This window comes from Rhodococcus sp. NPDC060176 (genome assembly GCF_042728675.1).
In the GTDB taxonomy this organism is placed as follows: Bacteria; Actinomycetota; Actinomycetes; order Mycobacteriales; family Mycobacteriaceae; genus Rhodococcus_F.
In genome coordinates this window covers 557,176-580,145 of sequence record NZ_JBHWYS010000004.1, presented here as the reverse complement: position 1 = coordinate 580,145, position 22,970 = coordinate 557,176, and the positions used below count along the sequence as shown (strand labels likewise).

22 protein-coding genes are annotated in these 22,970 nt (G+C 63.0%); 15 read left to right on the top strand and 7 right to left on the bottom strand.

Annotated features, from left to right (window positions below; genetic code table 11):
• Positions 1 to 100: 100 nt before the first annotated feature.
• Positions 101 to 1,717, bottom strand: coding sequence for an ABC transporter substrate-binding protein (locus ACFWEM_RS22325; protein WP_378445749.1), 1,617 nt, complete (start codon positions 1,715 to 1,717; stop codon positions 101 to 103).
• A 364-nt stretch (positions 1,718 to 2,081) separates the two neighbouring features.
• On the opposite strand from ACFWEM_RS22325, the gene acs reads away from it, so the two are divergent.
• Positions 2,082 to 4,013, top strand: a complete 1,932-nt coding sequence (gene acs / locus ACFWEM_RS22320) for an acetate--CoA ligase (protein ID WP_378445748.1) — start codon at positions 2,082 to 2,084, stop codon at positions 4,011 to 4,013.
• A gap of 37 nt (positions 4,014 to 4,050) precedes the next feature.
• On the opposite strand, the gene ACFWEM_RS22315 is transcribed toward acs, so the two are convergent.
• Positions 4,051 to 4,410, bottom strand: coding sequence for a MarR family transcriptional regulator (locus ACFWEM_RS22315; protein WP_378537178.1), 360 nt, complete (start codon positions 4,408 to 4,410; stop codon positions 4,051 to 4,053).
• Positions 4,411 to 4,583: 173 nt separating this feature from the next.
• On the opposite strand from ACFWEM_RS22315, the gene ACFWEM_RS22310 reads away from it, so the two are divergent.
• From ACFWEM_RS22310 to ACFWEM_RS22290, 5 genes are all read left to right on the top strand, one after another.
• Positions 4,584 to 5,663 carry a substrate-binding domain-containing protein gene (locus tag ACFWEM_RS22310; RefSeq protein WP_378445746.1) on the top strand — a complete coding sequence of 360 codons (1,080 nt, stop codon included), beginning with the start codon at positions 4,584 to 4,586 and terminating at the stop codon, positions 5,661 to 5,663.
• A 110-nt stretch (positions 5,664 to 5,773) separates the two neighbouring features.
• Positions 5,774 to 6,394 (top strand): AmiS/UreI family transporter, encoded by a 621-nt coding sequence (locus ACFWEM_RS22305; RefSeq protein ID WP_378445745.1) that lies wholly within the window; start codon positions 5,774 to 5,776, stop codon positions 6,392 to 6,394.
• A gap of 26 nt (positions 6,395 to 6,420) precedes the next feature.
• Positions 6,421 to 7,458: an aliphatic amidase gene (locus ACFWEM_RS22300; protein WP_230816507.1), complete on the top strand. Its 1,038-nt coding sequence runs from the start codon at positions 6,421 to 6,423 to the stop codon at positions 7,456 to 7,458.
• Between the two features lie 10 nt (positions 7,459 to 7,468).
• A complete protein-coding gene (locus tag ACFWEM_RS22295) occupies positions 7,469 to 8,527 on the top strand; it encodes an AAA family ATPase (RefSeq protein WP_378537104.1) in 1,059 nt (352 codons plus the stop codon).
• Positions 8,528 to 8,662: 135 nt separating this feature from the next.
• Positions 8,663 to 10,345 (top strand): purine-cytosine permease family protein, encoded by a 1,683-nt coding sequence (locus tag ACFWEM_RS22290; protein ID WP_378445743.1) that lies wholly within the window; start codon positions 8,663 to 8,665, stop codon positions 10,343 to 10,345.
• A gap of 55 nt (positions 10,346 to 10,400) precedes the next feature.
• On the opposite strand, the gene ACFWEM_RS22285 is transcribed toward ACFWEM_RS22290, so the two are convergent.
• The gene (locus tag ACFWEM_RS22285) at positions 10,401 to 11,792 is read right to left on the bottom strand and encodes an MFS transporter (protein ID WP_378537102.1); all 1,392 of its coding nucleotides are present in this window, start codon (positions 11,790 to 11,792) and stop codon (positions 10,401 to 10,403) included.
• A 174-nt stretch (positions 11,793 to 11,966) separates the two neighbouring features.
• Here ACFWEM_RS22285 and nhaA point away from each other — a divergent pair, with 174 nt between their 5' ends.
• Genes nhaA through ACFWEM_RS22270 form a run of 3 tightly spaced genes read left to right on the top strand, consistent with a single transcriptional unit; the run spans position 11,967 to position 14,761 of the window.
• Positions 11,967 to 13,301 (top strand): Na+/H+ antiporter NhaA, encoded by a 1,335-nt coding sequence (gene nhaA, locus ACFWEM_RS22280; RefSeq protein ID WP_378537100.1) that lies wholly within the window; start codon positions 11,967 to 11,969, stop codon positions 13,299 to 13,301.
• Complete coding sequence (locus ACFWEM_RS22275; RefSeq protein ID WP_230816512.1) at positions 13,298 to 13,807, top strand: phage holin family protein; 510 nt, start codon at positions 13,298 to 13,300, stop codon at positions 13,805 to 13,807. The genes nhaA and ACFWEM_RS22275 overlap by 4 nt, the downstream gene beginning before the upstream one ends.
• A gap of 15 nt (positions 13,808 to 13,822) precedes the next feature.
• A complete protein-coding gene (locus ACFWEM_RS22270; protein WP_378537098.1) occupies positions 13,823 to 14,761 on the top strand; it encodes an alpha/beta fold hydrolase in 939 nt (312 codons plus the stop codon).
• Between the two features lie 3 nt (positions 14,762 to 14,764).
• On the opposite strand, the gene ACFWEM_RS22265 is transcribed toward ACFWEM_RS22270, so the two are convergent.
• The 4 genes from ACFWEM_RS22265 to nth are packed head-to-tail and all read right to left on the bottom strand — an operon-like array spanning position 14,765 to position 18,113.
• Positions 14,765 to 15,955, bottom strand: a complete 1,191-nt coding sequence (locus tag ACFWEM_RS22265; RefSeq protein WP_283306660.1) for a MarP family serine protease — start codon at positions 15,953 to 15,955, stop codon at positions 14,765 to 14,767.
• Positions 15,952 to 16,671 (bottom strand): NUDIX hydrolase, encoded by a 720-nt coding sequence (locus ACFWEM_RS22260; protein WP_378445739.1) that lies wholly within the window; start codon positions 16,669 to 16,671, stop codon positions 15,952 to 15,954. The genes ACFWEM_RS22265 and ACFWEM_RS22260 overlap by 4 nt, the downstream gene beginning before the upstream one ends.
• Positions 16,668 to 17,321 (bottom strand): TlpA family protein disulfide reductase, encoded by a 654-nt coding sequence (locus tag ACFWEM_RS22255; protein ID WP_378537095.1) that lies wholly within the window; start codon positions 17,319 to 17,321, stop codon positions 16,668 to 16,670. Before ACFWEM_RS22255 ends, ACFWEM_RS22260 begins: the two co-directional genes overlap by 4 nt.
• A 6-nt stretch (positions 17,322 to 17,327) precedes the next feature.
• Positions 17,328 to 18,113 carry an endonuclease III gene (nth, locus tag ACFWEM_RS22250; protein ID WP_378537093.1) on the bottom strand — a complete coding sequence of 262 codons (786 nt, stop codon included), beginning with the start codon at positions 18,111 to 18,113 and terminating at the stop codon, positions 17,328 to 17,330.
• A gap of 80 nt (positions 18,114 to 18,193) precedes the next feature.
• Between nth and ACFWEM_RS22245 the strand changes: the two genes are divergently transcribed.
• The 6 genes from ACFWEM_RS22245 (at position 18,194) to ACFWEM_RS22220 (ending at position 22,927) form a co-directional block, all read left to right on the top strand.
• Positions 18,194 to 18,466 (top strand): hypothetical protein, encoded by a 273-nt coding sequence (locus ACFWEM_RS22245; protein ID WP_019746620.1) that lies wholly within the window; start codon positions 18,194 to 18,196, stop codon positions 18,464 to 18,466.
• Between the two features lie 255 nt (positions 18,467 to 18,721).
• Positions 18,722 to 19,396 carry a Crp/Fnr family transcriptional regulator gene (locus ACFWEM_RS22240; protein ID WP_003943506.1) on the top strand — a complete coding sequence of 225 codons (675 nt, stop codon included), beginning with the start codon at positions 18,722 to 18,724 and terminating at the stop codon, positions 19,394 to 19,396.
• A gap of 129 nt (positions 19,397 to 19,525) precedes the next feature.
• Complete coding sequence (locus tag ACFWEM_RS22235) at positions 19,526 to 19,996, top strand: DUF1348 family protein (protein WP_378537091.1); 471 nt, start codon at positions 19,526 to 19,528, stop codon at positions 19,994 to 19,996.
• 15 nt (positions 19,997 to 20,011) lie between these two features.
• Positions 20,012 to 20,572, top strand: coding sequence for a TetR/AcrR family transcriptional regulator (locus ACFWEM_RS22230; RefSeq protein ID WP_378537089.1), 561 nt, complete (start codon positions 20,012 to 20,014; stop codon positions 20,570 to 20,572).
• Positions 20,573 to 20,657: 85 nt separating this feature from the next.
• Entirely contained in the window at positions 20,658 to 21,950 is a 1,293-nt protein-coding gene (locus tag ACFWEM_RS22225) for a carboxylesterase family protein (protein ID WP_378537087.1), read from the top strand.
• A 50-nt stretch (positions 21,951 to 22,000) separates the two neighbouring features.
• Positions 22,001 to 22,927, top strand: coding sequence for a LysR substrate-binding domain-containing protein (locus ACFWEM_RS22220; protein WP_230816521.1), 927 nt, complete (start codon positions 22,001 to 22,003; stop codon positions 22,925 to 22,927).
• The last annotated feature ends 43 nt before the right edge of the window (positions 22,928 to 22,970 follow it).

Below are 22,970 nucleotides of genomic sequence, written 5' to 3'. Positions count from 1 at the left end.
TGTACGTCAGCGGACAGTCCGGTGTGAACACGAGTTCGGGACGGCAGGCAGGGCGCCTGCCGCCCCGAACTCACGTTTCAGATGCGGATCGTTCTACGCGTCAGTTCTTTTCGATGTCTTCGTAGACCGGAATGCCATTCCAGCTGATGGTCACGTTGGAGACGTTCTCCGACCATCCACTGGCTGCGTTGCGGTACCACGTCGGAATTGCAGGCAGGTCCTTGAGCAGCACTTCCTGAGCCTGATCGAGCAGTTCCTGAGCCTTCGCCTTGTCCGTCTGGCCGGCCGATTCGCGCAGGAGGCGGTCGAACTCGGGGTTGGAGTACTCACCGTCGTTGGAGCTGCCGCCGGTCTGGTAGTTCTGCGCCAGGAAGCCGTACTGCTGCGGGTAGTCGCCCTGCCAGCCGGAGCGGAACGCGCTCTGGATGGTGCGGTCGGTGGCTTCGGTGCGGATCTGCGCAAAGGTGGCGTACTGCTTGCCCTTTGCATCGATGCCGAGCGTGTTGCGGATGCTGTTCGCCGTGGCGTCGACCCATTCCTGGTGTCCGCCGTCCGAGTTGTATCCGATCTCGAAGCTGCCGGACCACGGCGCGATGGCGTCGGCCTTGGCCCAAGCAGCCTTGGCTGCCTCGGGGTCGAACTTCAGGTTGCCGTTACCGGTCAGCGAGTCGTTCCAACCCTCGATTGCGGGGCTGGTGAAGTCGAGAGCAGGCGTCCTGGTCTTGTTGAAGATCTGCTGCGTGATCTGATCGCGGTTGATTGCCATCGAGATCGCCTGACGGCGGAGCATGCCCTCTTCACCGCTGAAGTGCGCCAGGCGCCCCGGGATCGTGAACGTCTCGATGGTTGCCGACGGCTGGTTGACCGTGCGACCGGCAAGATCCGACTCGAAGGTCGTGACCGCGCTCGGCGGGACCTGGTCGAGGACGTCGACGTTGTTGGCGAGAAGATCGGTGTACGCCGTGTCGAGGCTGTTGTACATGATGAAGTCGACGCCGGCGTTCTTCGGCTTGCGGTTGCCGTTGTAGTCCGGGTTCACGACCGTGTCGATGCGGACGTTGTGCTGCCACGCGCCGGTTCCGTCGAGCTTGTACGGGCCGTTGCCGACCGGGTTCTCGCCGAATGCGGTCATGTCCTTGAACGCGACCTCGGGCAGCGGGTAGTACGCCGTGAAACCGAGGCGGTCGGGGAACGCCGACTCGGGCTGCTTGAGTTCGATGGTGAAGGTGGAGTCGTCCACAACCTTCAGACCCGACATCGTCTGAGCCGTCGGAACCTCGGCGGCAACTTCGTCGTAGCCCTTGATCGGATCGAAGAACGATGCCTGGATCTGAGCGTTGGTGGAGAGGGCGCCGAAGTTCCACGCGTCGACGAACGACTTCGCGGTGACGGGGGTGCCGTCCGTGAAGGTCCAACCGTCCTTGAGCTTGACGGTGAAGTTCTGACCGTCGGTGCTCTCGATGGACTCGGCGACCTCGTTTTCCGTGCCGCCGTCGGCGGTGTACGAAACGAGACCGGCGAACAGGGAGTCGAGGACGCGGCCGCCCTGGTTCTCACTCGTGTTCGTGGGGATGAGCGGGTTCTGGGGCTCGCCCGCCCAGGCGTTGACGACGCCGCTGGACGATCCGCCCGACGAATCGCCGGACGAACATGCCGTGATCAGCACTGCCGTCATTCCGAGCGCGACCGCGCCGGTCGCTATGCGTGAGATACGCAAAGGAATTCCTTCCACATCTAAGTGACCCCGAGCATGCTCGCGGCCTGCCGACAGCCGTAACTGCCGGCGTCGTGTCGCCTACAACTGAAAGTGAACGTGACTTCGAGTTGCGGTCGAATAATGGTTTGACAATAGACACATCGAACCCGAAGCGCGCACCGCACCCATTGTTGGAAAATTGGGGGTAATTGAATTCGGGCACATTCATTCGTCGGCAGATGCGACCACCCGTCGCATCGTTTCGACCGATCGTCGCAGGACAACGGGTTGCAACGTGATGCAACGGTGCGTTTGCGCGAGCTTGTGACTACCCTCACACGGAGTCAGAAAAGTGTCGATCAAAGTGGAAAGAAGGCCGTCAGCCATGACAAGCGCAGCCGAAACAGACGTCCCCCAGGCATATCCGCCGAGCGCAGAGTTCGCTGCGGCCGCCAACGCGGGACCGGAGTTGCAGGCTGCCGCAGATACCGACCGCCTCGCTTTCTGGGCGAATCAGGCTGAGCGCCTTCACTGGCACGAGAAATGGACCGACGTCCTCGACTGGACCGACGCCCCCGTCGCCAAGTGGTTCGTCGGCGGAAAACTCAACGTCGCCTACAACTGCGTCGACCGCCACGTCCTCGCCGGCAACGGCGACCGCGTCGCCATCCACTTCGAAGGCGAACCGGGCGATTCCCGCGATCTGACCTACAACGACCTCCTCGCCGAAGTCAGCCGCGCCGCAAATACTTTCACCGACCTCGGCCTCGTCGCCGGTGACCGCGTCGCGATCTACATGCCGATGATCCCCGAAGCGATCGTCACCATGCTCGCCTGCGCCCGCCTCGGCCTGACCCACTCCGTCGTCTTCGCCGGATTCTCCGCCACCGCCCTACGCTCACGCATCGACGACGCCCAGGCCAAGCTCGTCGTCACCGTCGACGGTCAGTGGCGACGCGGCGCAGCAGCACCCATCAAGACCGCGGTCGACGAATCCGTCGCCGGCGCCGAATCCGTGCAGAACGTGTTGGTGGTCAACCGAACCGGGATCGACGTCGACTGGACCGACGGCCGCGACCTGTGGTGGCACGAGACCGTCGCACAGGCCTCACCCGAACATCAGGCGCAGGCTTTCGACGCCGAACATCCCCTGTTCATCCTCTACACCTCCGGCACCACCGGTAAGCCCAAGGGCATCATCCACACCTCCGGCGGCTACCTCACCCAAGCCTCCTACACACACCACAACGTCTTCGATCACAAAGCCGGACAAGACGTTTACTGGTGCACCGCAGACATCGGCTGGGTCACCGGACACTCCTACATCGTCTACGGCCCCCTCTCCAACGGCGTCACCCAGGTCGTCTACGAAGGCACCCCCAACTCCCCCGACGAGCACCGCCACTTCAACATCATCGAGAAGTACGGCGTCTCCATCTACTACACCGCACCCACCCTCGTGCGCACCTTCATGAAGTGGGGCCGCGAGATCCCCGACGCCCACGACCTGTCTTCCATCCGCCTCCTCGGCTCTGTCGGCGAACCCATCAACCCCGAAGCGTGGCGCTGGTTCCGCGACGTCATCGGCGGCAACAAAGCACCCATCGTCGACACCTGGTGGCAGACCGAGACCGGCGCGATCATGATCTCCCCGCTGCCCGGTATCACCGCCACCAAGCCCGGATCCGCCATGGCGCCGCTCCCCGGCATCTCAGCGAAGATCGTCGACGACGACGCCAAGCCCCTCGGCCCCGGCGGCAACGGCTACCTCGTCCTCGACGAGCCTTGGCCGGCGATGCTCCGCGGCATCTGGGGCGACATGGACCGTTACCGCGACACCTACTGGTCCCGCTACGCCGAAGAAGGCTGGTACTTCGCCGGTGACGGCGCCAAGTACGACGACGACGGCGCACTCTGGGTCCTCGGCCGCGTCGACGACGTCATGAATGTCTCCGGGCACCGCATCTCCACCTCCGAAGTGGAATCGGCACTGGTCAACCACCACGGCGTCGCAGAAGCCGCCGTGGTCGGCGCCGCAGACGAGACCACCGGGCAGGGCATCGTCGCCTTCGTCATCCTGCGCGAAGGCGTCGAGAACACCGGCGACGTCCTGATCGCCGAGCTCAAGGCTCAGGTCTCCACCGACATCAGCCCCATCGCCAAGCCCCGTCAGATCACGATCGTGCCGGAACTGCCCAAAACGCGATCCGGCAAGATCATGCGCCGCCTCCTGCGTGACGTCGCCGAAGGCCGAGACCTCGGAGACACCTCAACCCTGGTCGACCCCAAGGTATTCGACGCGATACGCGGCAAGTAGGGCCTTCGGCCCCCGTGCGCCTTTTTGGTAGTGGGAACTACCAAAAAGGCGCACAGGGGCGGAGCCCCTCTCGCAACTTCACTTCCTCTTTCGACGTCAGCCAGGACTCCTCGGCCACGCGAATATCTGCAGCAACCCGCTTGTGCAAGGACTTTCCACGCGCGGAGAGAAACACGCGCACCTTCCGGCGGTCGTCCTCACCGACTTCGCGATAGATGAGCGCAAGCGAGACCAGCTTGTCCGCGACTCGCGTCAGCGTCGGAGCCGGCGTTCCCGTTCGATCGCGAAGCTCAGCCATCGTCAGCCCCTCGGTCGACGCCAAGGCTTCGAGCGTCATCCAGTGATCGAGAGTGAGATTCTCTGCCGCCAGCGCCTTCTCCGCCGCTGCCGCGGCCATTCGAGCTGCTCGGACCAGCGCGGTCGTCAGCGACGCATCAAGAATTCCGGAGTCACTTTTTCTCACTGATCGCTCCCCCGCTGTTGCGCAGTTCACACTTCTCGGGCAATACTTTCAAATGAAATGATAGTAACCCAGGCCAGGCCGCTGACTCCCGATTCCGGCGGCGGCGCATGAGCGCTACCGGCGCGCTCGAACGCGCGCGCAGCGCGGTGTGGCGCCTGGGCATGGTGGTTCCCCTCCAGGGACCGGCCGGACTGTTCGGCCCCTCCTGCGAAGCAATCAGCGAATTGGCCGCCCGCGACCTCAACAACTCCGGTGGCGTACTGGGACGCGAAGTCCAGATCGAAGTGATCGACGGCGGCGCTTCACCGAGCGCCGTCGCCGCCCGCGTGCAACAGCTACTCGACGCCGGCGACATCGACGCCGTCAGCGGCTGGCACATCTCCTCGGTGCGCCACGCGCTTGCGCCCGTGGTCGCCGACCGCATCCCGTACTCGTACACCTCGCTCTACGAGGGCGGCGAGGTCAGGTCCGGCATCTACTGCTCGGGTGAGACACCACGGCAGCAGATCGCGCCGGCACTGAAGTGGCTGCGCGACAACGTCGGAGCACGTAAGTGGTTTGTCGTGGGCGACGACTACATCTGGCCGCACAGCTCACTCGGGGCAGTCCGACAGTTCGCGACCGAACTCGACCTCACCCTGGTCGGTGGTTCGTTTGTCGACCTGGGGCGCGGCAACATGAAACAGCTGGTCGAGACCGTCTCGAACTCCGGGTGCGACGGCGTGATCATGCTCCTCGTCGGGCAGGACGCCGTCGACTTCAACCGCGCCTTCGCTCGCCGCGGCCTCGACGAATCGATGATCCGATTCAGCCCGTTGATGGAAGAGAACATGCTGCTCGCGAGCGGACCGAGGGCAACCCGAAACCTGTTTGCCTCCGCCGCATATTTCCGTTCGATGGTCGACGGCAACTCCATGGACCTGCTCGGACGCTACGTCGCACTGCACGGCGCGCACGCCCCAGCGCTGAACAATGCCGCCGAGTCGTGTTACGAAGGGATACATACCCTTTCGGCCCTGGTTCGACGCGCCGACAGCACACATCCGCGCGACCTGGACGCCGTCGTCGAAGGCGCCGCGTACGACGGACCTCGCGGAACCGTCGAGTTTCGTGATCGTGTTGCACGGCAGAAGATTCAGCTTGCCGTCGCCGACGGACTCGACTTCTCGATCATCGCCACCCTCTGAAATCTTTCCCTGAGATTCACCTCTTGACTTCTGTGGCGCGCATCACTTAGTTTCATTTGGAATCATTTCATTTGAAAGTAACCCGTCCCGAAAGTAACCGGAGGTGCCCGATGGGCAGTGTTGGTTTGCTTTACGTGGGAGCCGTCCTCTTCGTCAACGGACTGATGCTGCTCGGCACAGTTCCCGTTCGATCCGCCTCGGTCCTCAACCTCTTCGTCGGCGCTCTTCAGTGCGTCGTCCCCACCGTCATGTTGATTCAGGCACAGGGAGATTCGAGTGCCGTCCTGGCGGCCTCGGGGCTCTACCTGTTCGGATTCACCTACCTCTACGTGGGCATCAGCAATCTCGCCGGCTTCGAACCGGAAGGAATCGGATGGTTCTCGCTGTTCGTCGCGTGCGCCGCACTGGTGTATTCCTTCCTCTCGTTCACGGTGAGCAACGACCCGGTATTCGGCGTCATCTGGCTCGCGTGGGCAGCACTCTGGACGCTGTTCTTCCTGGTGCTCGGCTTGGGCCGGGAAAATCTCGGCCGCTTCACCGGTTGGGCAGCAGTCCTTCTGAGCCAGCCCACCTGCACGGTTCCCGCCTTCCTGATCCTGACCGACAACTTCCACACCACGCCTGCCGTCGCGGCCGGCTGGGCCGGAGCACTTCTGGTTCTCCTGGGTCTGGCCAAGATCCTCGCTGCCCCCAAAGCCGCAGTACCCCAATCCCGTCCAGTCTTCAACTGATCCACACAACCAAGGAGTGAAAGACAATGCGACACGGTGACATCTCCTCGAGCAACGACACAGTCGGCGTAGCAGTGGTCAATTACAAGATGCCCCGCCTGCACGATCGCGCGGGCGTCCTCGAGAACGCGCGCAAGATCGCCGACATGATGATCGGCATGAAGACCGGCCTCCCCGGAATGGATCTCGTGGTCTTCCCCGAATACTCCACGCAGGGAATCATGTACGACGAAGAGGAGATGTACGCGACAGCGGCCACCATCCCCGGTGACGAGACCGCGATCTTCTCCGCTGCATGCCGCGAAGCCGACACGTGGGGAATCTTCTCCATCACCGGCGAACAGCACGAAGATCACCCGAACAAGCCGCCGTACAACACGTTGATCCTCATCGACAACAAGGGCGAGATCGTTCAGAAGTACCGAAAGATCCTGCCCTGGTGCCCCATCGAAGGGTGGTACCCCGGTGACACCACCTACGTTTCCGAAGGCCCCAAGGGGCTGAAGATTTCGCTGATCATCTGCGACGACGGTAACTACCCGGAGATCTGGCGCGACTGCGCGATGAAGGGCGCAGAACTGATCGTCCGCTGCCAGGGATACATGTACCCCGCCAAGGACCAGCAGGTGATGATGTCGAAGGCGATGGCCTGGGCTAACAATTGTTATGTGGCAGTTGCCAATGCGGCCGGATTCGACGGCGTCTACTCCTACTTCGGACACTCGGCGATCATCGGATTCGACGGTCGGACGCTGGGCGAAACCGGCGAGGAAGAATACGGAATCCAGTACGCGCAGCTGTCCGTCTCGGCAATTCGTGATGCGCGCGAGAACGATCAGTCCCAGAACCACATCTTCAAGCTCCTCCACCGCGGCTACTCCGGCGTCCATGCAGCCGGCGACGGAGACAAGGGCGTCGCGGACTGCCCGTTCGAGTTCTACAAGCTGTGGGTCACCGACGCCCAGAAGGCTCAGGAACGCGTCGAGGCCATCACCCGAGACACGGTGGGTGTAGCGGATTGCCGCGTCGGAAACCTGCCGGTCGAGAAGACAATCGAAGCGTAAGGATCTCGCCGTGCCGTATATCACCGACATGCTCCATGACCGGAACAGTGCAGCAGCAGCACCACCGGCCGAGGAACGAACCGAGCCCGCACCGGTAGGAGCCTTCGACGCCCACAAGCTCTCGAAGGCCCTCGGTTCCAAGATCGTCGGACAACAGGCCGCCGTCGACGCTGTGGTTCGCGCAATTTCGATCGCGCATGTCGGTGCCACGGATCCGACGCGGCCGCTCGCCAACATCCTTCTGGTCGGCCCCACCGGCGTCGGCAAGACGGAGTTGGTGCGGCGGGTGGCCGCGGAACTACGGTCAGGGCCCGACGATCTGTGCCGCATAGACATGAATGCTCTAGCACAAGAGCACTATGCGGCATCGTTCTCCGGCGCTCCGCCTGGATATGCCGGCAGCAAGGAGTCCTTCACACTGTTCGACAAGAACACCGTCGAGGGCGATCCGTACACCCCCGGAATCGTCCTGTTCGACGAAGTGGAGAAGGCCGACCCCACCGTGCTGCGTGCGCTCCTGCAGGTCCTCGACAACGGCGAGCTCCGGTTGGCGAACGGTCAGCAGAAGATCTCGTTCCGCAACAGCTACGTGTTCCTGACGTCGAATCTCGGTTCGGCTGCGGTGGCGGAACGTCGACGGTCCCGGCTTCGACAGATCGCGGATCGCCTCCGGATCGATCGACCGCGCCACGGTCACCACCTGGTGCAGCGCGCGTTGGAGAAGTTCTTCGACCCCGAGTTCTTCAATCGCATCGACGAAACCGTGATCCTCGACGAGTTCGACGAACGGACGGCGGAGCAGGTCACTCGGCTCGAAATCGGACTGATCACAGCTCGGTTGGCCAGGAGAGGCGTCGACGTGAAGGTGGACGACAGCGCCGTCGCTCTTTTGCAGCGACGCGGATTCGATCCGGTGTACGGAGCGCGCGGGCTGCGCCGGACCATCCGGAACGTCCTGGCTGACCCGGTGGCCGGCGCCGTTCTCGACCTGCGACCGGTCGGGACGCAGCCACTCGTCTTGCAGGCCCGGGCAGTTGGTGATCAGATACAGGTAAAGAAAGCCCCATGAGTGCTCGCTCACGTTGCGGATCGAATCCGCAACGTGGGCGACACATTTCAAACATGTCCGCGTAACGCCACCTCCCTAGGTTGGGTGCCTGCACCACAAAGTGCACATGCACAGGCACCCAGGGGAAGTGACGTCATGACAGCAGTAAACGAGCAGGTGTCCGCAGTCGCGCCGGACAGCGCGAATCCCGGCCAGAACACCGCGCTGAAGGAGACGCTGGAGGACTACACCCTCCGTTTTGCGCCGCGCAGCTACCGCAAATGGGGAACCGGGGTCGTCGCGACGTCCGCACTCGGCGGAATCGCATATCTCGCAGACTTCTCGATCGGCGCCAACATCGGCATCTCTTACGGCACCGGTAACGCGCTTCTGGGCATCGCAGTGTTTGCCGTCGTCATCATGGCCACGGGCTTCCCACTCGCCTACTACGCTGCGCGATACAATATCGACCTCGATTTAATCACCCGCGGAAGCGGTTTCGGATACTACGGCTCGGTTGTCACCAACGTCATCTTCGCGACGTTCACGTTCATCTTCTTCGCCCTCGAGGGTTCCATCATGGCCCAGGGTTTGAAACTGGGGCTCGGAATCCCACTCTCGATCGGGTACGCGGTCTCGACGCTGATGGTCATCCCACTGGTCATCTACGGAATGAAGGCTCTGGCGAAGCTCCAGGTGTGGACGACGCCCTTGTGGCTCGTCATGATGGTTCTGCCGTTTCTGTATCTGCTGTTCAAGCACCCTGATTCAGTGAGCGCATTCTTCGCCTTCGGCGGTGAGGACGGCGCAAACGGCAAGGGCGTCAACTTCGGTTCGGTGATGTTGGCCGCGGGTGTCTGCCTGTCGCTGATCGCGCAGATCGCCGAGCAGATCGACTACTTGCGCTTCATGCCGCCCAAGACGCCGGAGAACACCCGTCGTTGGTGGGCTGCAGTAATTCTCGCCGGCCCCGGCTGGGTCATCTTCGGTGCGTTCAAGCAGATCGTCGGACTGTTCCTCGCCGTGTACATCATCGCGAACGTCGTCGACGGCTCCTCGATCGCCAACCAACCCGTGCACCAGTTCCTCGAGATCTACCAGGACATGATGCCGCACTGGCTCGCCATGACACTGGCCGTGATCCTCGTGGTCATCAGCCAGATCAAGATCAACGTCACCAACGCGTACTCCGGGTCACTGGCCTGGACCAACTCGTTCACCCGTGTCACCAAGACCTACCCGGGGCGCATGGTCTTCGTTCTGGTCAACCTGGCGATCGCACTGATCTTGATGGAAGCCAACATGTTCGACTTCCTCAACACGATCCTGGGGTTCTACGCCAACTGCGGTATCGCCTGGGTCGTGGTCGTCGCCTCGGACATCGCGATCAACAAGTACTGGTTGAAGCTCTCCCCGAAGGTCCCCGAGTTCCGACGCGGGATGCTCTACGACGTCAATCCCGTCGGCTTCGTGTCGATGCTGCTGGCTGCGGGAGTGTCGATCCTGGTGTTCTTCGGCGCTTTCGGTTCGGCGATCAAGCCATTCTCCCCGATCGTCGCCATCGTCATCGCACTGGTGATGCCGCCGGTCCTGGCCGTCGCCACCAAGGGCAAGTACTACCTACGACGCACTGACGACGGCATCGATCTACCGATGTTCGACGAGTACGGAAACCCCTCCGGCGAAACGCTTCTGTGCTGCGTCAGCGGAATCGAGTTCGAGCGTCCCGACATGCTCGCGTCGAACGTTCCCGGCCCGAACGGCGAGAAGCAGTACATCAGTTCCTTGGCATTGAGTACCGACAAGACCGGTGAGCACGTCCTGCCTGCTCAGCCCTGACAACTGCTGTGCACCTTTATTAACCGCCGGGGGTTAATAAAGGCGCACAGCAGGGTTATGCCCCTACATCATCCAGCGACTCACCCTTCGTCTCACGCATGACCAGCAGCGCGACAAACGTCAGTGTCGCCGCTACGAGGAGGTAGATGCCGACCCAGCCGACGCCGTAGTTCTTCGCGAGGTAGACGGCGATGAACGGCGCCACCGCAGCGCCCAGAATGCTGGCGGTGTTGTACGCGATTCCCGAGCCCGTATAACGGACGTTGGTCGGAAAAAGTTCCGGGAGAACGGCACTCATCGGACCGAAGGTCAGGCCCATGAGCAGCATGCCCACGATGAGGAACGCCAACATGCGTCCGTCGTTCATTCCGTCCGGTTCGAGGAACACTCCGAAGGTCAAGCCGAACACCATGATCAGGCCGGTGATGATCAGCAGCGTGATCCGGCGCCCGTAACGGTCGGCGAGCCAACCCGAGACCGGCACGGCGGCAGCGAAGAACACGACTGCGATCAGCTGCAGGACAAGGAAATCGGTGTATTTGAAGCCCGCACCGGTTCCGCCGTCGGCCGCCGTCTTGCCGGTTCCGTGACTGAGCACCCAGGTGGTCATGATGTAGAAGAGCGTGTACGTCGCGAGCATCACGAACGTACCGATGATCAGCTGGCGCCAGCTGGTCTTGAACACCTCGGCGACCGGGGTCTTGACCTTCTCGCCGCGCTCGACTGCGCGCGCGAACACCGGGGTTTCTTCGAGCTTGAGCCGGACGTACAGGCCGATCATCACCATGATTGCGCTGAGCAGGAACGGAATTCGCCAACCCCAGCTCAGGAACGCACCCTCGAGGTCCGGGCTGGAATTATCGTGGTTCATGAACAGCGTGATGATCAGGAACAGGCCGTTGGCCATGAAGAAGCCGATGGGGGCACCGAGTTGTGGCCACATCGCCGCCCAGGCCCGCTTGCCTTCCTTGGCGGTCTCGGTCGCGAGTAGGGCAGCACCCGACCATTCACCGCCGAGTCCGAGACCTTGGCAGAAACGCATGAGCGCCAACAACGCCGGGGCCAGCAGACCGATCTGGTGATAGGTGGGCAGCAGACCGATGAGGAAGGTCGCGATGCCCATCGTCAGCAGCGAGCCGACCAGCGTTGCCTTGCGTCCGACGCGGTCACCGAAGTGCCCGAAGAGAATCGAACCGAGGGGACGGGCGACAAACGCGAGTCCGAACGTCGCCAACGACGCGAGAAGCGCCGTGGTGTCGTTGCCCTTCGGGAAGAACAGGTGCGGGAACACCGATACTGCCGCGGTTGCATAGATGTAGAAGTCGTAGAACTCGATGGACGTACCCACCATGCTGGCAACCACGATTCGGCTGCGTGGCACTCCGGCGACGGTATCTACCTCACCGTCCTCGGGCTTGGGTGGGTTCTCACTGACTGACGTGCTCAAAGCATGCTCCTGCGCCGATTTTCGGAAGATGTCCAATTGGTGGGATGCTGTCCCAATCAGTAGGAATTGAACACCCGCGGGGTTTTCCTGCGCAAATCCGACTCCGCGAATTCGGCTCAGCGGGCAATCCGCGATAAAATTCCGTAAAGGTGAGCCGGGAAGTCTGGTCGGCACGTGCATTCGATGCGTCACAACGTCGAGCGCGTTCATGTCTGTTGCATCCGAATTCGGTTGCACGAACAAAGGTCGTCCCCACGCGTGATCTCCACTCTGCGTTCCGAACTGTCCCGCTATCTCCGCACCGAAACGGTGGGCGGATCGATACTCCTGATCGCCGCTGCCGTCGCTCTGATCTGGGTGAACTCACCTTTCGGTGAGAGCTACATCGCACTACGCGACTTCCAGATCGGCCCGTCCGCACTCCATCTCGACCTCAGCCTGGGCACGTGGGCGCAAGACGGACTGCTTGCCGTCTTCTTCTTCATCGCCGGCCTCGAACTCAAACGCGAACTGGTGGTCGGCGAACTCGCGGACCGTAAAGCCGCGATGCTGCCGATCATCGCGGCGTGCGGCGGCGTCCTGGTCCCCGCGATCATCGCGGCGTCCATCGGCTTCGGCACACCCGGCATGGACAAGGGCTGGGCCATTCCCGTCGCGACGGACATCGCTTTTGCCCTCGGCGTGCTCGCGCTCACCGGCTCGAAGATCCCGGCGAGCGCCCGAGTTTTCCTGCTCAGCCTGGCCGTCGTCGACGATCTGCTCGCGATCATCCTCATCGCCGTACTGTTCACCGGTTCCCTCGCGATGCTGTGGCTGCTGACCGCGGCCGCCGCCCTGGCTGCCTACGCCTACGCCCAACACAAACGCATCACGACGCCGTTCCTCTACGTCCCGCTGGCACTACTTACCTGGTACGCGATGCACGAAGCGGGGATCCACGCCACACTCGCCGGCGTCGCGCTCGGCCTACTCACCCGGGTCAGGCGTGATCCGGACGAGGAGTACGCGCCGGGCAGCCGTCTCGAGCACCGCATTCAGCCGTACTCCGCAGGCTTCTGCGTTCCCGTCTTCGCACTGTTCGCCTCCGGTGTTCCGATCAACGCCGCGGTACTCGGCGACATTTTCACCGACCCAGTCGGGCAATCGGTTGTCGTCGGTCTGCTGGTCGGCAAAACCGTCGGAATCTTCGGGATTTCCCTGCTCGCGATCAAATTGGGGATCGCAACCAAACCCAAGACACTGGAATTGAGAGACATGTTTGCCCTCTCAGTTCTCGGTGGCATCGGGTTCACCGTTAGCCTGCTTGTAGCAGACCTCGCATTGGACGGGGTCGGCGATGGCAGCGAGGCCGAGATAGCGAAGGCCGCAGTTCTCGTGACATCGTTGGTGGCATCGCTGATCGGATCAGCGCTGCTGTGGCGACGTGGACGGGTTCATGCGGCTCGAGACGACGCTTCCACCGCCATTGCCACGGACGCGAGAGAACTACCTGGAGAGGTCGACAAGTGAGCTTGACCAACGGAGAGAGCCAGCGCTTCACCGGAGATGGAGTACCGAACACGGTCTCTTCCATCCCTCTCACCGATGTGGACGCCCGCACGCCGGGCGAGGCCACCATCGGGGCCCTCGTCAAGGATGCGACCGCACAGGTCTCCACCCTCGTGCGCGCCGAGGTTGAACTCGCCAAGGCCGAGGTCACGGGCGAGGTCAAGAAGGGCCTGCAGGGCAGTGTCTTCTTCATCCTGGCCTTCACAGTTCTGCTGTTCAGCTCGTTCTTCTTCTTTTTCTTCCTGGCCGAGATGCTCGACACCTGGGTGCCGCGCTGGCTGGCGTTCCTCATCGTCTTCCTGATCATGGTGGTGACCACCGCGATTCTGGCGCTGCTCGGCTATCTGCGCGTGCGCAAGCTGAGGGCTCCGGAGAAGACGATCGAATCGCTCAAGCAGGCCAGGAACGTCATCCCCGGCAGCCATGACGACGCAAAGCCGTCCGTCGATTTCAACGCGCGCCGGTAGCGAGTCTGATCGAAAGTGGCAGCCCCAGATCCATCCACCGTCAGGTTCGACGGCCCCTGGATTCACCGGGACATTCACGCCAACGGCATCCGGTTTCACGTCGTCGAGGTAGGCGACGCGGAGCCGGATGCTCCGTTGGTGGTCCTGTTGCACGGATTCGCCGATTTCTGGTGGTCCTGGCGCCATCAGCTGACGGCGCTGTCCGAGCAGGGCTTCCGCGTCGTCGCGATGGATCTTCGTGGGTACGGCGATTCCGACAAGCCCCCTCGCGGCTACGACGGTTGGACGCTCGCCGGTGACGTAGCCGGCCTCATTCGCGCGATGGGTTACGGCAAGGCCACGCTGATCGGTCATGCCGACGGAGGTCTGGTGTGCTGGGCGACCGCCCTCCTGCATCCACGCCTGGTGCGGTCCATCGCGCTTGTCTCGTCACCACACCCGATGGCGCTCAAGCAAGCCGTCGTCCGCGACCCCTATCAGCGCCGGGCACTGTTGCCCTCGTTCCTGGCCTACCAGGTACCGCTGCGCCCGGAGCGACGGCTGACGGCCGACAAGGGCGCCGAGGTGGAGCGCCTCGTTCGCTCGAGGTCCGGCCCCACCTGGCCGCAGCAACCCGAGTTCGCGGACGTCATGAGCAAGATGCGATCCGCGATCCGGATCCCGGGTGTCGCGCATTCCACGTTGGAGTACCAGCGCTGGGCCTTCCGCAGCCAGCTCCGCCCCGAAGGGCGTCGCTTCATGAAGTTGATGGATCAGGTGCTTCGCATCCCGATCCTCCAGATCCACGGCGAACTGGACCCGTACGTCCTGACGCGCACCGTGCGCCGCGACAGGCACTGGGCACCTACCGAGAAACTCCACACCATCGCAGGCGTCGGCCATTACGCACATCAGGAAGCCCCGGAGCGCGTCAACAGCACGATCCTGCACTTCCTGTCCGACGAGCCTTCCTGACCGCTACAGAATGCAGGCGCCGGTCGGCACGGGCGTCGAGGCCGACGCGGCCGCGTTCAACTGACGCGAGACTTCCTGCGCGGTGAGGACGAATCCGGTGTCGCTGTCGTCGACGGCAGCGCCGAACACGACGCCGAGGACCCGTCCCTGATCGTCGACCATCGGTCCACCCGAGTTGCCCTGCCTGATGGATCCGCGAACGGTGTAGACCTCGCGCTGGGTGGTTCCGGCCTTGTAGATGTCCGGCCCGTTCAGGTTCAAAACCTCACGAACGCGGGCTGCGCTGGCCGTGTACGGACCACCGCCGGGGTAGCCGAGTACCAACGCGTTGTCACCGGTCTGAGCCTGCTCCGGAGCAAACGGCAGCACCGGCGCATCCAATCCGGGAACCGCCAGAATTGCGATGTCGACGGCGGAGTCGAAGAGAACCACCTGCGCGGGCAGTGCGCCCTCCATGGTGTCCACCGTGATGCTCTCGGTTCCGGCGACCACGTGGGCGTTGGTCATGACGCGTTCGGGGGCGACGATGAATCCGGAGCCCTCGAGTGCGCGCTGGCAACTCGGTGCGACGCCGTTGATGCGGAGGACGCTCGGACGCAACTGCGCCGCCAACGGACTGGCCAGAACACTCGCGTCGGGTGCTTCGACCTCGGTGATGGGAGTGCGCCCGAACGGGCCGATGACATCCGGCAGGCCGGAGGTGTCGAGCAACGCCGAAAACTCGGTCGGGATGCGGCGCAACCACTGCGGCGCCACTTCGTCGACACTGGCGAGTACATCCGAACCACGAACAGCGGCGGCAATATTCGGCTGCGACGAAGAAGTGAGCGGAATCGCGAGCAACCACGCCGCGACCACGACAGCCACCGCCTGGAGACCCGCACCGATGACGCTGTCGACGGATCGCGCCGTCGGGCTGTGCATTCCGCTGCGCGCTGCGCGTCCGAGCACCATGCCGGCGACCTCGCCGATGATGACCAACACCACGATCAGCGAGATGCCCGCGAGGATGCGAAGTTTGCCTTCGGTGACGTGCACGAGCAGGTGCGGCGCCAACAGAATGCCGGCGACGGCACCGAGGATCACTCCGACAAACGCCAGCGCCGACGCCACCGCGCCCTGACGCCATCCGGACGTGGCCGCGATGAGAGCGACCAGAACGATGGCGATGTCCACCCAACGAGAACCTGTCATCGCGGCACCGCCGAATCCTCGACACCTTCACCGAACTCGGACAGCGCTGTGTCCAGGTCTCTCACGTCCTCGTAGTTCCACGGAATCTCCCAGCCGGACACCGTGAACAGCGCCGCGAGGATTCCTGCTGTGAACCCCCAGACCAGCATGCCGTCGGCGCGGAACGCCGGGCCCTGGTATCCGAGGGGATGGCGAACCTGAAACCGGTTGTCCGGGTCGAGCAACGTGCGCAGTGGCACCCTGGCGACCCGTCCGACCTCGCCCTCGTCCTGAATGCCCACCGTCGTCGGCTGCTCCCAGTAGCCGAGCACCGGCGTCACGTCGAAACCTGACGGCGGGATGAAGATCTCCGGCAGCACGGTGAGCGGCTGAACACCGCTCGGATCGAGTCCGGTCTCCTCCTGCGCTTCACGCAGCGCGGTGCCGATAGGACCGTCGTCGCCCGGGTCGGCTGCGCCGCCGGGGAATGCGACCTGTCCGCTGTGCTGACGCATCGTCGACGCCCGCTGGGTCAGCAAGACGTCTGCGCCATCAGGCAAGCCTCCGACGGCCAGAGGATCGGCCTCACGCGGGCCGCCGAAGAGCACCAGCACCGCGGCCGGACGCGTCACGGTGCCGCGCGGGGCACGACGCTCGAGGACCGGGTTGATCCGGTGGGGATCGGTGGGCTGTGTGCCGGCGACAGCACGCAACCACTCGGGAACCGGTGTACTCATACGACGACTCCCAGATATTGCGCCGCAGCGGCGGCGATTTCGTCCGCACTGCGGAAAGGTTGGGGCAAGACCTTGGCGACTGTTCCATCCGCGCGCACGAGCACCGACACCGGCAGCACCGGCGGTGCGCCCACCGCGATCCGCACCTTGCCGTCACCGTCCTGGACGCCGGGCAAACGCACGGAGTAGTCGATGAGTCGCGTCAAAGCGTTCTCCTGATTCGGATCGGAATGCACCGTCAGAACGTTGATGCTGCCGTCGGCACGCTCCGCGAATTCCTGAAGGTACGGAAGCTCTTCGGCGCACGGCGCACACCAGTACGCCCACAGATTGAGCAGAGTCGGCTTTCCGCCCACCGCTGCGGCAAGGTCGACGGGCGCTCCGTCGGAGACGCAGTCGAGGGTGATTCCGGCGAGAGCCGAGCCGACAGGCGCTTCGCCGGTCGGAGTCGGGCAAGGGGCCAGAGCCGCCTGGCTACGGAGTTGATCGAGCGATTCCGACGACGGCGTGAACGTCGGCGGCTGATACGCGGACGAGGACGGACCCGTCGACGTAGGCGTCGTGTCGTCCCCACCGCGAGGCCAGATCGCCACGACGAGAGCGGCGACGACCACGAGCGCAGCGAGAGACCATCTTCCGGCACTTGTCATCGGCGATCACAACCCTGCCAGGGCGAGCAGGTGGTCGGTCTCGGGGCCTTTCACCAGGGCCGCGGCCTCGGTTTTGTCGGTCGGGCCGAGACCGTACGACGGGCAGTCCTTGGCCAGAACGCACACTCCGCACGCCGGCTTGCGCGCGTGGCAGACCCGTCGGCCGTGGAAGATCACGCGATGTGAAAGCAGCGTCCATTCCTTACGTTCGATCAGTACCCCGACGGCGTGTTCCACTTTGACGGCGTCTTCTTCCTCGGTCCATTTCCACCGCCGCACGAGCCGGCCGAAGTGGGTGTCGACGGTGATTCCCGGAATGTCGAAGGCATTGCCCAGCACGACGTTCGCTGTCTTGCGTCCGATACCGGGGAGTTTCACCAGATCTTCGAGCTTGTTCGGGACCTGACCGTCGTGGCGTTCGAGTAGCGCCTGACCGAGCCCGATCAACGACGTCGTCTTGTTCCGGTAGAAGCCGGTGGAGCGGATGTACTCCTCGAGTTCGGTCCGATCGGCTTCCGCGTATGCCTTGGCGTCGGGATAACGCGCGAACAGTGCGGGCGTGACCATGTTGACGCGGACGTCGGTGCACTGCGCCGACAGGATTGTCGCTACTGCCAACTCCAACGGTGTCGTGAAGTCGAGTTCGCAATACACGTGCGGAAATGCCACGGCGAGCTCACGATTCATCCGACGCGCCCGGCGCACCAATCCGAGGTGTGATTCTTCTTTCCGCGCACCCCCCGAACGCGGTTTCTTCCGCTGCTCTGAACTGCCTGTCGGGGTGGTCTGCACTCAGACAACTGTACGGATACGACATGAGTGGAGACTCCGTCGTGTCGATTCTGAGACCTTCGACGTGTTTACTTCCCCCTATGCAAGGACTCGCAGTAATTCTCTTTCCGCTACTGCTGATGCTCTTTGCCCTGGCGATGGAACGAGTCGAAGGGCGATTGCGTCGGCTCTCGGTTCAAGAGCACGAAGTAGAAGACTTCCTCGATCAGGCAAGTCACGACGACGTCGCCCGCCTGGCAAGCGATGGGTTTCCCCATGCTTTCGCTCGCTTCCACCGGAAGCGGAAGGGCCGTCAGTCGGAGGCTCCCGAAAGCGCCAGCCTGGGCGAAATCCGGACACAACGGGCAAGTTGACGGCCATACAAAGTAGTCATCACGGCGGATTCCGGAAGAATTTTCGGCTCTTACGTGGCATCAATCACTCGTCACGAGCTATCGGGACGTAGACTTCGATGCCGTACCTGTTGCATTGAACACAGATTGCATTGGACACAGTGTCTCACTCATGAGGGCTGAGCCTGTGTACGACGGTTTGTGCGCAGCGCGGGTACAAAGATAGATAGCGCAAAAATGACACCACAAACGAACAAATCCCAACAAGGAGCGCACGTGGACGACGTCCTGGCAAGAGCCGGCATCTTCCAAGGAGTCGAGCCCTCAGCGGTAGCGGCGCTGACAAAGCAGCTGCAGCCCGTCGACTTCCCCCGTGGACATGTCATCTTCAACGAAGGTGAGCCCGGTGACCGCCTGTACATCATCGTGTCCGGCAAGGTGAAGATCGGTCGACGCTCACCCGACGGTCGCGAGAACCTGCTGACGATCATGGGCCCGTCCGACATGTTCGGCGAACTGTCCATCTTCGACCCCGGCCCCCGCACCTCGACGGCTACGACCGTCACCGAGGTTCGCGCCGTGAGCATGGACCGCGACGCTCTCAAGGCATGGATCCAGCAGCGCCCTGAGATCGCCGAGCAGCTGCTGCGCGTTCTCGCCCGCCGACTGCGGCGTACCAACAACACCCTGGCCGACCTGATCTTCACGGACGTTCCCGGCCGTGTCGCCAAGGCGCTCCTGCAGCTCGCGCAGCGCTTCGGCACTCAGGAAGGTGGCGCCCTGCGCGTCACCCACGACCTCACGCAGGAAGAGATCGCCCAGCTCGTCGGCGCTTCCCGCGAGACCGTCAACAAGGCACTCGCCGATTTCGCACACCGCGGATGGCTTCGCCTCGAAGGCAAGAGCGTCCTGATCTCGGATTCCGAGCGTCTGGCCCGTCGCGCACGCTAGTTCTTCCTGTACTACTTTTTCGGCCGCTCCCACTTCGGTGGGGGCGGCCGAAGTCGTTCCCTGGACTCTTGTTGTACCTATCGGTAAAGTCTGTACCGATAGGTACACGTCTACTGGAGAGGCAGCACAATGACCGTCCGAGCACCCATTCCGCCCTTCACCCACGAAACCGCCAAACAAAAGGTTCGACTTGCCGAGGACGGATGGAACTCGCGCGATCCACAGAAGGTATCGCTGGCTTACACGCCGGACAGTTGGTGGCGTAATCGGTCGACGTTCGTCACCGGCCGATCCGAAATCGTCGAACTTCTGACCGAGAAGTGGACCCGCGAGCTGGACTACCGGTTGATCAAAGAGTTGTGGGCGCACAGCGGCGACCGCATCGCCGTGCGATTCGCGTACGAGTGGCACGATCACGACGGGCAGTGGTTCCGCTCCTACGGCAACGAGAACTGGGAATTCGACGCCGACGGCCTCATGCATCACCGTCATGCCAGCATCAACGACGTTCCCATCGAGGAGTCCGAGCGAAAGTTCTTCTGGGATCCGACCGGACCACGCCCGCACGATCATCCGGGCCTGAGCGAGTTGGGTCTGTGATGAAAGGATGAATCCATGGCCAGACAGGTAGCTGAACGCTCGGACACGATTCCCGCTCTCGCGAACGTGTTTCGAACCTACGGGTTCGACGGAGCAAGCCTGGCCGTGATCACCGAACACACCGGCTTGGGCAAAGGCAGTCTCTACAACTTCTTTCCGCGCGGGAAGGAAGAGATGGCCGAGGCGGTGCTCGCCGAGGTCGACGGATGGTTTCGCGCCGAAGTCTTCGAACCGCTTCGAGCAGAATCGGTTCCACCGAGGCAGCGCATCCAGAGCATGTTCGCTACCGCGGGCGACTACTTTCGGTCAGGGCAACGCATTTGCCTGTTCGGCGCATTTGCACTCGGTGAAGAGCGAAACCGCTTCGGCGCCAGGGTCCGAACATACTTCGACGAATGGACAGCGGCTCTCGAGGCGGCACTCGTCGGTGCCGAAGATTCCATCGGACTCGCCGAAGAAGCCGTGGCCGGGATCCAAGGGGCGATCGTCATGTCCCGGGCACTGGACGACGGTTCCGTATACAGCCGAGTGACGACGCGACTCGAAGATCGACTGGTACAGGCACTCACGTCGTAACGCATACCGCACGACCACAAAGGCATTTGTGCCGCGGCATCGACCTGGCATGCTCGAAAAGGCATGCACAAGAAGAAAGGAACCCATGCCCTCGTCCGAGACGGTGATCGCATCCACAACTTCGGGGAAGGTCCGCGGCCGCAAGCGTGACGGGTCCTTCTACTTCGGTGCGATTCCCTACGCCCACGCACAGCGTTTCGAGAAACCGCGGCCAGTGGAACCGCTCTCCGACGTCTTCGACGCCACAGCTCTCGGAACGGTTTTCCCCCAACCACCTTCACGTCTCGAACGGATCATGGGACCGCCGCTCCCCGAGCCCGAGCAGAGCGAGGACAGCTTCACCGTCACCGTCACAACCCCCTCGCTGACCGGCCGCCGCTCAGTGATGGTGTGGTTGCACGGCGGCGGCTACTCCAGTGGCGGCGGCTCCCTCCCCTGGTACGACGGCCACGCTTTGTCAGCCGAAGGCGACGTCGTCGTGGTGTCGGTCAACTATCGCGTCGGCGTGCTCGGATACCTTCTCCTCGACGGCGTCAGTGAAGGCAATCTCGGAGTCCACGATCAGATCGCGGCCCTCGACTGGGTGCGCGAGAACATCGAGGCATTCGGCGGCGACCCAGACTCGGTCACCGTATTCGGCCAGTCTGCCGGCGCTCATTCCATTGTGAATCTGTTGAGCAGTAACAACTCTCGAACTCTGTTCCATCGAGCAATTCTGCAGAGCACCCCACGACCCGACCTCAACTTCACGCAGGCTGCGGCAATCGAGAACGGCGAGACGTTTGCCCGACTGCTCGACGGAGATCCTCGAACCGCGCCGCTCCCCCGTGTGCTCGACGCATTCCGCGGCACGGCAATCGAGTTCAGCCAACGGTCCCCCAATGTCGTTCAACCGCCATTTGCGCCTATTTCCGGGCTTGAACCGGTGACCCGAACTTTCGAGGCAGCGCCGGACGTCATCGTGGGCTACACCCGCGACGAGGGATCCGCGTTCCTGCGCAACGTGGTGGGCGCACCCGATCCCGAACGTGTCGCCGAAGAAGCACTGACACAGAACATGTTTGCCGAACCAGCGATGGCGCTGGCCGACGCCTTCACCGAAGCCGGTGCGTCGGTGTACACGTATCGCTTCGACTGGACACCGTCCGACGACGTCTTCGGAGCCACCCACTGCATCGAACTGCCCTTCGTGTTGGGAACCGAGCAGTCCTGGCAGGACTCGCCGATGCTGGGCAGCAGCGACTGGCAGAGCATCGACGCACTGGGCCGTCGTGTGCGCAGGCACTGGACGTCGTTTGCGCACACGGGAAGTCCGGACAGCAGCGGATCGTGGGAGAAGTACACAACGGCCCAACCGATTGGAATCACCTTCTCCTGAGCAACTTCGGGCGCCTACCCACCAGGAGAAATCCCGACTAGGATTGCTCCATGGACATGCCCAAGCTCCTCGACGGGCGACTCAAGCTCCGCCATCTCCTGCTCGTCGACGCATTGAGCCGTCAGGGCAGCGTGGTCGGTGCCGCTGCCGCACTTCACATCACGCAACCGGTCGCGACCCGCAGTCTGCACGACATCGAGTCCATTCTCGGTGTCTCGCTCTTCGATCGCGGCCCGCGCGGAATCACCCCGACCATTTTCGGTGAGGCATTCACCACTCATGCTCGGGCCGTGATCGCGCAGCTGACCGAAGCGGGGCGGCACGTCGTCGAGCTTGCCGACGCCAATCGCGGAACCGTCATCGTGGGAACACATCTCGCCGGATCCAACGTGCTGCTTCCGGGCGCCATCGCGCGACTGAAGGTCCAGCACCCCCTGCTCACGGTCATCGTTCGCGAAGGCACACCCGAGCAGTTGCTCACCGACCTGGAAGCGGGTCGGATCGACCTGATCGTCGGCCGTCTCACCTCACCTACCGACGACACCGCGATCAGGCGAAACCTCTACGCGGAGTCGGTCGAACTCGTCACCCGCGTGGATCATCCACTCGCCCATCGCGAGGACATCCAACTCGAAGAACTGCGTGGCTTCCCCTGGATCCTGCCCGGTGTCGAGACAGTGCTTCGCCGCGAGCTCGAGGAGTTCTTCGCCCGCAACGGCCTGCCGTTGCCCGAAAATCGCGTCGAGGCAACCTCTTTCCTCACCGTGCGTCAGCTGCTGGTCGAGACCGACATGATCGCGGTACTACCGAGTCTCATCCCCCGAGACGACGCACGTTTGACCACCCTGTCCATCACTCTCGATCCGATCGGGCACAGCGTCGGCATCACCTCGTCGGCGACTCGAACGTCGAGCCCGTCCGCGCAGGCGTTGATCGCGACGCTGAAGTCCTTTGCAGACGAGCTCATGCGACCGTGAAACGTAGATCGGCCCGCTCCCTCGCAGGGAGCGGGCCGATTCG